The 10,584-nt window shown below is 52.2% G+C and carries 8 protein-coding genes and 2 pseudogenes; 6 read left to right on the top strand and 4 right to left on the bottom strand.

Going from position 1 to position 10,584, the window contains the following annotated elements; all coding sequences use genetic code 11:
• Positions 1-555, bottom strand: a 555-nt coding sequence (locus tag OGW13_RS18720) for an IS6-like element IS26 family transposase (RefSeq protein WP_032259227.1), incomplete at its 3' end; no start/stop codon positions are given.
• A gap of 367 nt (positions 556-922) precedes the next feature.
• Here OGW13_RS18720 and OGW13_RS18715 point away from each other — a divergent pair.
• From OGW13_RS18715 to OGW13_RS18705, 3 genes are all read left to right on the top strand, one after another.
• The gene (locus OGW13_RS18715; protein ID WP_103793539.1) at positions 923-1,603 is read left to right on the top strand and encodes a YlcI/YnfO family protein; all 681 of its coding nucleotides are present in this window, start codon (positions 923-925) and stop codon (positions 1,601-1,603) included.
• 203 nt (positions 1,604-1,806) lie between these two features.
• Complete coding sequence (locus OGW13_RS18710) at positions 1,807-2,454, top strand: nucleotide-binding protein (protein ID WP_053271836.1); 648 nt, start codon at positions 1,807-1,809, stop codon at positions 2,452-2,454.
• Between the two features lie 40 nt (positions 2,455-2,494).
• Positions 2,495-2,728, top strand: coding sequence for a hypothetical protein (locus OGW13_RS18705; RefSeq protein ID WP_004178129.1), 234 nt, complete (start codon positions 2,495-2,497; stop codon positions 2,726-2,728).
• An 86-nt stretch (positions 2,729-2,814) separates the two neighbouring features.
• Here the strand turns inward: OGW13_RS18705 and OGW13_RS18700 are convergent, their stop codons facing one another.
• Positions 2,815-3,420: a recombinase family protein gene (locus OGW13_RS18700; RefSeq protein ID WP_000509966.1), complete on the bottom strand. Its 606-nt coding sequence runs from the start codon at positions 3,418-3,420 to the stop codon at positions 2,815-2,817.
• A gap of 94 nt (positions 3,421-3,514) precedes the next feature.
• Here OGW13_RS18700 and OGW13_RS18695 point away from each other — a divergent pair, with 94 nt between their 5' ends.
• From OGW13_RS18695 to rtcA, 3 genes and pseudogenes are all read left to right on the top strand, one after another.
• Positions 3,515-6,412 (top strand): Tn3-like element Tn5403 family transposase, encoded by a 2,898-nt coding sequence (locus OGW13_RS18695; RefSeq protein WP_001553819.1) that lies wholly within the window; start codon positions 3,515-3,517, stop codon positions 6,410-6,412.
• 33 nt (positions 6,413-6,445) lie between these two features.
• Positions 6,446-6,715: pseudogene (locus OGW13_RS18690) on the top strand (IS1 family transposase); the annotation flags it as partial.
• Between the two features lie 16 nt (positions 6,716-6,731).
• Positions 6,732-7,475 (top strand): annotated as a pseudogene (gene rtcA, locus OGW13_RS18685) (RNA 3'-terminal phosphate cyclase); the annotation flags it as partial.
• Positions 7,476-7,517: 42 nt separating this feature from the next.
• Here the strand turns inward: rtcA and malT are convergent.
• Both malT and OGW13_RS18675 read right to left on the bottom strand, forming a co-directional pair.
• On the bottom strand, positions 7,518-10,223 hold the full coding sequence (malT, locus tag OGW13_RS18680; protein ID WP_008786562.1) for an HTH-type transcriptional regulator MalT: 2,706 nt from the start codon (positions 10,221-10,223) through the stop codon (positions 7,518-7,520).
• 34 nt (positions 10,224-10,257) lie between these two features.
• On the bottom strand, positions 10,258-10,584 hold a 327-nt coding region (locus OGW13_RS18675), incomplete at its 5' end, for a hypothetical protein (protein ID WP_241165335.1).

Genomic DNA, 10,584 nt, shown 5'->3' with positions numbered 1-10,584 from the left:
GGCGCCGATTATCCGTTTCAGTTTGCCATGATCGCATTCAATCACGTTGTTCCGGTACTTAATCTGTCGGTGTTCAACGTCAGACGGGCACCGGCCTTCGCGTTTGAGCAGAGCAAGCGCGCGACCATAGGCGGGCGCTTTATCCGTGTTGATGAATCGCGGGATCTGCCACTTCTTCACGTTGTTGAGGATTTTACCCAGAAACCGGTATGCAGCTTTGCTGTTACGACGGGAGGAGAGATAAAAATCGACAGTGCGGCCCCGGCTGTCGACGGCCCGGTACAGATACGCCCAGCGGCCATTGACCTTCACGTAGGTTTCATCCATGTGCCACGGGCAAAGATCGGAAGGGTTACGCCAGTACCAGCGCAGCCGTTTTTCCATTTCAGGCGCATAACGCTGAACCCAGCGGTAAATCGTGGAGTGATCGACATTCACTCCGCGTTCAGCCAGCATCTCCTGCAGCTCACGGTAACTGATGCCGTATTTGCAGTACCAGCGTACGGCCCACAGAATGATGTCACGCTGAAAATGCCGGCCTTTGAATGGGTTCATGTGCAGCTCCATCAGCAAAAGGGGATGATAAGTTTATCACCACCGACTATTTGCAACAGTGCCGGTTAAACTGGCCTATATCGCCAAGTTAAATTCTTGTTAAAATCCGCGAGTTTGTTAACAAATTTAACATTTTTCCATTTCCTCTACCTTTCCCTACGAACTGTCGATAACATTACTTTATATTTTCATATAATTATATTATTTCGGCCAAGGTGTGGGATTGCCGCTAAATCCCCATGATGGCATCACGACTGTTTTTCGACTGTGTATCTGTCGTCTCCTTACTATAACAGTTGACGTGCAATACAATATGTATTACATTTGTTTGACTACATTTTGTAGTGCTTGTATTGAGGTTAACACAATGTCAGTCAGGAAAGAATTTTTAAAAAATAGCCTTTTTAATCAGATTGATGATAGCGTTTCAGCCCCTATATCGATCCGTCTTCCAACAGTTTTAAACAATGAGTTAGACGAACTATCTTTAAGTCTTGATCGCTCCAAGAGTTCACTTATCAGCGAGTTTATAAAAGCCGGAATAGCTGCTGCAAATGAGCTGCTAAAAGAGCACTCGCTGATTAGCGATGAAATGAAAGAGCAGTTTGTAGATCAGCGTGAGGACAACGCTGCGAGTTTCATGGATAGAAAAACCTTCATGCTAAACACGAACTACAACAACGATGAAGAAACACATTTCGATATGCTGAAAAACCAAGAGGCCGCAGCCTTTTGCAAAGGCTGGAAGGAGTACATCAGCCAGCTTTCTAAAGGCGATACGGTTTATCTGTATCAGAGCGGTGTTGGCATCATTGCTTCTGGGGTTGTGGATGGTGAGCTGGTGAAAAGCGAACATTATGGCGTTGCTGATGATAAGTATGCCAAGTCACTTAAAGACTTTAAGACTGGCTTTAAAGCTATCTCTGCCCGTCGTTTTAAAGAGTTAACCGGGGGGGGAGCTAATTTCCGTAGAACTATGGTTGAGCTTAATTCGATGCAGTCTTATGCAATAGCTCAAGAGATCGAGAGACTTACTTCTGCACCCTAAGAATAATTAGATCCTAAATCATGAGAGCACTCCGATGTATTGCCCTGCGGTGTGTGTCGGTGTGCGCTTACGGTGAAAGAATAAAAAAAATGTATAAACCTATAATTATATTGTTATAGGTTTATATTTACTCTTTTGTGTGGCTGCGTTACACTCAAACCAAATCTATATTTTCCTATAAAAATATTTTAATAGGGGGTTGTATGACCACGGTTATCGCGCTGGCTAACGGGAAAGGTGGGGTGAAAAAGTCCTCGATGTCACGGGCTATCGCCACCGAGTATACAAAGGCAGGATGGGGGGTTCTTGGGCTGGATATGGATATTGATCAGGGTTCTTTCCTGGACTGGGGGCAACGTAGGTTGCGGAATGGTTTTGAACCTCCGGTGACAATTCAGGGATGTGGGACGGTTTCACAGGCGAAGAAACAGATCGAATCCGGGCAATGGGATTTGATTGTCATCGACAGTGCGGCGTATGCCACGAAATCGTTACTCAGCCTGATTGATATTGTCGATTTGCTGGTACTGCCGACAGGGTTTAGCGTGGATGATCTACGAACGACCGTTACGACCGTAAACGCGCTGCGTAACAAAGGACATTCGACAGATAAAATGGCGGTGGTGTTTGCGGGGGTAAGTGAAAGTGAGAGTGAATATCGTGCGGCGCTGGAATACCTGCAACCCTGCGGCGTTCCCGTCATTCCGGGCGCTATTCCTTTTCTGACATCGTTCAGCCAGGCGCAGGATAAAGGGCTTGCTCTTACGGAGTCGCCTTTCCCTGGCCCACGGCAGAAAGCTGATGATGTTGTGCAGGGTGTGATCGACCGACTGACAACGCTTACGCAGTAGTATATAATAATATAATTATATTTATATATAAGGTGATATTATGGCGAACGTCCCAGCAAAACCGCGCAATACCAAAGGTGAGCCGCCAAGCCAGGCGGATACGGAACACGGCTTTAATCCTACCCGGAAAAGTGCTGATGGCCGTAAGGCACAGCTTAACTTATACATTGATATGGAGCTGAAACGTGAGTTCCGCTCCATTGCTGCGGCCAACGATATGAAACATGGGGAGCTATTCGAGGCGTACCAGGAATTCTGGAAAAAACATCATTAAGTCACCCGGTATCCCGGCCACTGGCCGGGTGATACCATCACTGAACGTAGCTCGGGGTCGGTTCCGGCTGAGGGCGAAATGACACCCTAAGCGTTAGCTCTGTGTCGTTGCACGATGTCAGCGACGGTATTCTTGCTGATACCGAGCTCGCGTGCGATCCAGCGATAGCTGCGTCCCTCGGCCCTCATCGCAACCACCTTAGGCAAAAGTCGGTCTGATTTTGGTCGCACTCCGGCCTGACGACCAAGCCTCTTACCACGTGCCTTCGCAACAGCAAGGCCTGACTTGACCCGCTCGCTGATGAGATCCCGCTCAAACTCCGCAATGCCGGAAAGAAACGTCGCCAGCATTCGTCCATACGGCGACGAAAGATCGAACGCCATTCCATTCATGGCTATCACGGAAACCTTCCAGTTCTCCAGTTCACGTAGCGTATTGAGCAGATCGAGCGTCGAGCGCCCCCACCGGGAAAGCTCAGTGACCAGGATTGCATCAATTTGTCTGGACTGGGCAAGCGCCAGGACTTTCTTTCGCTCGGCCCGGTCGAGTTTAGTTCCTGAACCTGTTTCCTTAAATATTCCCACCACGTCGTAGCCGGCACGGCCGGCGAAGGCTCGCAGATCAAATTCCTGGCGTTCACAAGACTGATCCGCTGTTGAAACCCGGCAGTAAATGGCGGCACGATGTCCCAATTGAACCCTCCTGGATTTTTGTATCGGAACGCCCTGATTTATATGGGCTGGCTGTTGTCCAAAACAGACTATACTTCAAAAGGGACGAATTTGTATGTCACGACGCCATATTTTCACCGAACGGCAGCGAGCAGCGCTGTTCGATCTGCCCACGGACGAACTGTCGCTACTGAAGTTCTACACGCTGGGCGATGATGACCTGGAAAACATTAGGCAGCGCCGCAGACCGGAAAACAGGATTGGCTTTGCCCTGCAACTTTGTGCCTTACGATATCCGGGCCGTGCACTGGCTCCTGGTGAGATGATCCCGCGTGAAGTCCTTTCCTTCGTCGGTGCTCAGCTTGGAGTTCCGGCTGATGCGCTTCTCACTTATGCCACACGGCGCCAAACCCGTCAGCAGCACATGGACACGCTGCGCGAAATTTACGGCTACAAGACCTTCACGGGCCGTGGTGCCCGTGATCTGCGGGAGTGGACTTTCGGCCAGGCCGAAGATGCCAGATCAAACGAGGATCTTGCTCATCGTTTTATTGTGCGGTGTCGGGAAACTTCCACCATTCTGCCCGCAGTATCGACAATCGAGCGCTTGTGCGCGGATGCTCTGGTCGCCGCTGAGCGGCGGATTGAAACGCGGATTGCGGAAAATTTAACAGCGGATGTTCGCGATCACCTGGACAAACTTCTGAGTGAAATGCTCGCCGGCAATATCAGTCGTTTCATCTGGCTTCGCAACTTCGAGGTTGGTAACAACTCGGCTGCTGCTAACCGTTTGCTCGACAGGCTCGAATTTCTGCGTACCCTGAATATCAATCATAGTGCTTTGGCCAGCATACCTGCCCATCGCATTGCCCGGCTGCGTCGGCAGGGTGAACGCTACTTCACCGACGGTTTGCGTGACATCACTTCGGACCGCCGCTGGGCGATCCTTGCCGTCTGTGTTGTGGAGTGGGAAGCGGCGATTGCTGATGCCATAGTCGAAACCCATGACAGGATCGTAGGAAAAACCTGGCGGGAAGCGAAGCGACAGCATGACGAAACAATTTCCGGCTCTAAAGCCACACTCACGGATACGATCCGTACCTTCACCGCGCTGGGAGCTTCGTTGCTTGAGGCCCGCAGTGACGGAACCCCGCTGGAGATGGCTGTCGCCAGTTCGGTTGCATGGGACCGGCTCGCTCAACTGGTAGCGACAGGGACTCAACTCAGCAACACGCTAGCCGATGAGCCTCTTGCATATGTCGGGCAGGGATACCATCGCTTTCGTCGTTATGCGCCCCGCATGTTGCGCTGTCTGAAGCTCGAAGCCGCGCCGGTCGCCGGACCATTGGTAGCAGCAGCTTTGTCGATCGGAGAGATGAAAGGTGTTGCATCGCCAGAAAGGCGTTTCCTGCGGCCCAGCTCCAAATGGAACCGTCATTTACGAGCTCAGGAAAAAGGAGATACCCGTCTTTGGGAAGTGGCGGTACTCTTTCACCTCCGGGATGCTTTTCGTTCCGGAGATGTCTGGCTCGCTCATTCGCGCCGCTATGGTGACCTCAAGCAGGTACTGGTGCCGATGATCGCGGCGCAGGAAAATGCAAAACTGGCCGTGCCTTCCAACCCACAGGATTGGCTGGCAGACAGAAAGGCGCGACTCACGATCGCTCTTAAGCGGCTGGCCCGGGCTGCCCGTAACGGCACTATTCCGCACGGTAGCATAGAAGATGGAACGTTGCGGATCGACAGGTTGACAGCAGACGTGCCGGATGGTGCCGAGGCACTCATACTGGATCTGTATCGCCGAATGCCGTCCGTTCGGATTACCGACATGCTGCTTGAAGTTGATGCAGCCCTTGGTTTCACAGATGCGTTTACCCATCTGAGAACCGGGGCTCCATGTCGCGACCGGATCGGTCTGCTCAACGTCCTGCTCGCTGAAGGGCTCAATCTGGGCCTGCGTAAGATGGCGGAAGCTACAAACACGCATGATTACTGGCAGCTCTCACGCCTTGCCCGCTGGCATGTTGAAAGCGAAGCCATGAACCAGGCATTGGCAATTGTGGTGGCCGCGCAGGGTAAACTGCCGATGTCACGCGTCTGGGGGATGGGCACGTCAGCATCGAGCGATGGTCAGTTTTTCCCGACAGCGCGGCATGGCGAAGCCATGAACATGGTCAATGCCAAATATGGTTCTGTTCCCGGCCTCAAAGCGTATACTCACGTAAGCGACCAGTTCGCGCCATTCGCTTGTCAGTCGATCCCGGCGACCGTGAGCGAGGCACCGTATATTCTCGATGGACTACTGATGAACGAGGTCGGTCGCCATGTTCGCGAACAGTATGCCGATACAGCAGGATTCACCGACCATTTGTTCGGAGCCAGTAGCCTGCTCGGCTACAATCTCGTTCTGCGAATCAGGGATCTGCCATCGAAGCGGTTGTACGTATTTAATCCCGATACGACCCCCAGGGAGTTACGCAAGTTGGTAGGTGGAAAAGCCCGGGAGGATCTTATCGTTGCGAACTGGCCTGATATTTTCCGTTGTGCCGCGACGATGACCGCTGGCAAAATCAGGCCCAGCCAACTCCTGCGCAAGCTCGCTTCTTACCCACGACAAAACAACCTTGCAGTTGCGCTTCGTGAAGTTGGTCGTATTGAACGGACCCTTTTCATTATTGAGTGGATCCTGGATACGGACATGCAGCGGCGTGCTCAGATCGGTCTTAACAAGGGAGAGGCCCACCATGCGCTCAAAAATGCGCTCCGTATCGGGAGGCAGGGGGAAATTCGCGATCGCACGACAGAGGGGCAGCACTACCGAATCGCTGGGCTCAATTTATTGACTGCGGTGATCATTTACTGGAATACCGTCCATCTTGGTCATGCCGTCACGGAGCGGCGGAACGAAGGGTTGGATGTTCCCCCTGAATTTCTTCCCCACATATCCCCATTGGGCTGGGCGCACATTCTACTGACTGGCGAATATCTTTGGCCCAAGGAACCGAAAGCTTAGGGTGTCATTTCGCCCTCAGCCGGAACCGACCCCACTATGGCGACGCTGGGGCGTCTTATGAGCCTGCTGTCACCCTTTGACGTGGTGATATGGATGACGGATGGCTGGCCGCTGTATGAATCCCGCCTGAAGGGAAAGCTGCACGTAATCAGCAAGCGATATACGCAGCGAATTGAGCGGCATAACCTGAATCTGAGGCAGCACCTGGCACGGCTGGGACGGAAGTCGCTGTCGTTCTCAAAACCGGTGGAGCTGCATGACAAAGTCATCGGGCATTATCTGAACATAAAATACTATCAATAAGTTGGAGTCATTACCCTTTGCTATTGGTAGCGCCGGAAGTTGCACGCTGGTACTACAAACGGTACTGCCCGCGCTGTGGTTTGCCGATGGTCCTTCGCGTGTTGAAGTGAGCGGAGGTACCGATAACCCGTCGGCCCCGCCTGCAGATTTTATCCGCCGGGTGCTGGAGCCGCTGCTGGCAAAAATAGGAATTCATCAGCAAACCACGCTGTTACGTCACGGTTTTTATCCTGCCGGAGGCGGCGTGGTGGCAACGGAAGTCTCGCCCGTGGCATCGTTTAACACCTTGCAACTTGGCGAGCGCGGGAACATTGTGCGGATGCGTGGAGAGGTGCTACTGGCTGGTGTGCCACGCCATGTCGCTGAGCGTGAAATCGCTACGTAGGCGGGTAGTTTTTCCCTGCATGAGCAGAATATTCATAACCTGCCGCGCGACCAGGGGCCGGGTAATACCGTCTCGCTGGAAGTTGAAAGTGAAAATATCACAGAACGCTTTTTTGTCGTCGGTGAAAAGCGCGTCAGTGCCGAAGTGGTGGCTGCGCAGTTAGTGCAAGAAGTTAAACGCTATCTTGCAAGCCCGGCGGCGGTGGGGGAATATCTCGCCGACCAGCTGGTACTGCCAATGGCGGGGGCGGGAGAATTTACGGTCGCCTATCCCTCATGTCATCTACTGACCAATATCGCGGTGGTGGAGCGTTTTTTGTCAGTGCGGTTTAGTCTGACTGAAGCAGACGGCGTAACGCGGGTGAGCATTGAATGATGCAGAGATGTAAGCCGGATCTGGCGCGTTATCCGGCTAAACTTACACTCCGTACCCCATCATCTTCAGCAATTGCTGGGCGTGTTGTACCGCATCCTGGCGATGGGCCACGCCGAGTTTCTGATACAGATTGCGGATATGCGTCTTGATGGTGGTCGCTGCCACCTCCAGTTCGCCTGCAATTTGCTCGTTGCTGTAACCGGAGTAAATCAGCCCCAGGACCTGCCATTCACGTTGCGTCAGCGGGCTGGTGCGGATCAGTTCTGGCACTTCTGGATGATTTAGCAGACGTTCAACGAAATTCTCATCGAAATGGGCGAATTTATGCCGATGATGTTGATTGATTTCTCGCAGAATACGCTGGGCGCGGTGCTGTTCCAGCTCAGGCAACGTATTGAGTTGAATCAGCTGGCGTAACTGTTGCGCCATCGCTTCGCCTTCGATGACAAAGTGACTGATAAATCCGGTACGATTCGCCAGTTTTAATGCCTCCAGCAACACGCGCTGGGCATCATTTTTGCGTCCGGCCTGCCAGTATAGTTGATTAAGCAGCAACAGGTTACGGTTGAGATCGCTCATTAACCGCAGACTGCGGGCGTTTTCATTGAGTTCTTCAAGAACAATTTCTGCCGGTTCAAACTCGCCCAGCAAGATTTGTGCACGGGCGATGTTGCGCCATTGACCTTGCAGGAAGTGGTTATTCGCAAACTCCGGTTTGGCTGTGTGACGCAACCAGTTGGCGGCGGCAGCTTTGTCGCCGGTCATTTGCCAGTAAATGACCCGGACTTTGTTGGCGTTAGAGATCCAGTCGCTGTGATATTTGCCATTTCCCAGCAGGTTTTCCAGACGATTCAACTGGCTACGGGCGTTATCCAAATCACCTCGGGCCAGCGAGCATTGAATCAACATTGCCAGGCACTGGAGCTGTTGCTGTGGCTGATAAGACGACAAAACTTCAATCCCGCTGCGTGCCGATGCTTCGGCTTCGTCCAGCCGTGCCCAGGCCCATAACAGTTGTGCTCGGATACGTACCAGAAATTCATGCATTGGCAGCTGTTCCAGATGCTGCTCGTTGATCAGCTGGAATGCTTTTTCCTGCGTTTCCCACGCGGTTTGCAGGAAACCCTGAGCAAACAGAATTTCGCTTTGCTGGATTAAACTCCACAAAGCGTAGTGCCAGACATCGTGCTGGCGTGCCATCTGTTCGGTTTGCTGCATTAACGCCAGTGAGCGGGTCAGTTCCCCTTTGCAGTGCAATACTTCACCCAACACCGAAGTTGCTACAATGCGGCTGTAGAACCAGCCGGGAGGCAGTTCTTCCAGTGCCAGTTTTGCCAGCCGTTCAGCTTCATCCGGGTTACCATCGTTAATTGCCACCTGGGCGCGCAGAGCATTAAATTCTGCATGCATGGTGCCTTCTCTGATGTCCTTGATTTCATGTTCAGCACGAGCCAGCAGGGTGTTTACTTCGCCGTAGCGATGCTGGCTTTGCATCAGCCACGCTTGTAATAACACCAACTGCGGATTTTCCAGCGAACTCTCCCATGGCAGGGCTTTAAGTGACTCTTCAAGTAGCGAAAGTTCGCTGTGGTTGAACAAACTCCAGGCGTGATTAAGCAGAATATCGCGCAGCATCAGCGCATCGCCTGCCGCCAGCGCATGATGAATCGCTTCGCTGGGGAATCCCTGGGCCATCCAGCTTTCTGCAGCGGCACTGTGGATTTTCGGCAGCTCAGCCGCCAGTTCCCACTGGCAGCGCTGGCGCAGGAAGTTGCCAAACAGCGGGTGATAGCAGAACCACTCGCCGCTATCATCCATCCGCTGCAAAAACAGCCCCTGACGCTCAATCTCTTCGAGGCGCATTTGCCCGTTTTCTTCGCCGGTCACACGAGTGATGAGTGCATCGTTCATTGAGCGCAAAATGGCGCTTTTCAACAGAAAATGGCGCGTTGCGAGATCGACGTTGTCCAAAACCTCATCGACCAGATAATCCGAAAGATGACTGGCATTGATTCCCGCCAGGCGACGTGCCGACTTATGGGCTGAGTGGGTATTCTGCCAGGCGGAGAGGGCAATTAACTGTAGCGCAGTCGCCCAACCGGAAACGTCATCGCAAATCCGACTGCTTTCTGCGGCTTCAATCGGCGATGACAGGCGGCAATCAAAAAACTGCTTCGCTTCCTGGTGGGTAAACGCCAGTTGCTGACTGCCAATTTCCAGCAGTTGGTCGCGAACACGCAGATTGGCAATGCCCAGTTGCGGAAGATTGCGTGACAGCACCACCAGGGTGAGATTTTCTGGTTGATGGCGAATAAAGAAGCGCATTGACTCGTGGATCACCGGATTAGTGATCAGATGGTAGTCATCGATGACCAGATAAAGTGGGCTATGCCATTCCGCCAGCTCAATGAAAAGCTGGGCGAAGAGTGACGTCAGGCTGGCATATTGCCGTTTTTGCGCCATCGTCTCACAAATCGCACAGTGGCCGTTGGTTGCCTGCTGCACGGCGGCAATGAGATAGCTGGCGAAACGCTCTTGCTGGTTATCACCTTCATCCAGCGAGTACCAGCCGATATCGTTTTTGCCTGCCGCCCACTGGGAAATGAGCGTGGTCTTTCCGTAGCCCGCAGGACTTGTGATCAGCGCCAGCCGGAAGTTGTTCGCGCCGGAAAGTTTAGCCAGCAGGCGCTCACGAACCACGGTATGGTCGAGTCGAACCGGACGACTTAATTTTGACGGAATCAGCATAGTTAATCACTTCACTGTGGAAAATGAGGAAATATTATTTTTTTTGCGCTTCGTAATTAATGGTTATAAGGTCGGCCAGAAACCTTTCTAATGCAAGTGATGACGTTTTTTTATGTGTATGAATTTGCACTCTGTCACAATTCAAAATGTTTATTAACAACTCACCTAATAACGACGCTGATGCAGCGTGAATACTGGGTTTTACGGTATTTTCCTCATGTTCATCAGTTTCATTTAAGCAAGGGAGTCTTCTCAATTCCTGATGAAAGAGCCGGTGATGCTGCCAACTTACTGATTTAGTGTATGATGGTGTTTTTGAGGTGCTCCAGTGGCTTCTGTTTCTATCAGCTGTCCCTCCTGT

The organism is Citrobacter sp. Ca225, from assembly GCF_030337175.1.
In the GTDB taxonomy this organism is placed as follows: domain Bacteria; phylum Pseudomonadota; class Gammaproteobacteria; order Enterobacterales; family Enterobacteriaceae; genus Citrobacter_A; species Citrobacter_A amalonaticus.
The sequence above is the reverse complement of the archived record's forward strand: the minus strand, read 5'-3'. Positions and strand labels throughout refer to the sequence as shown.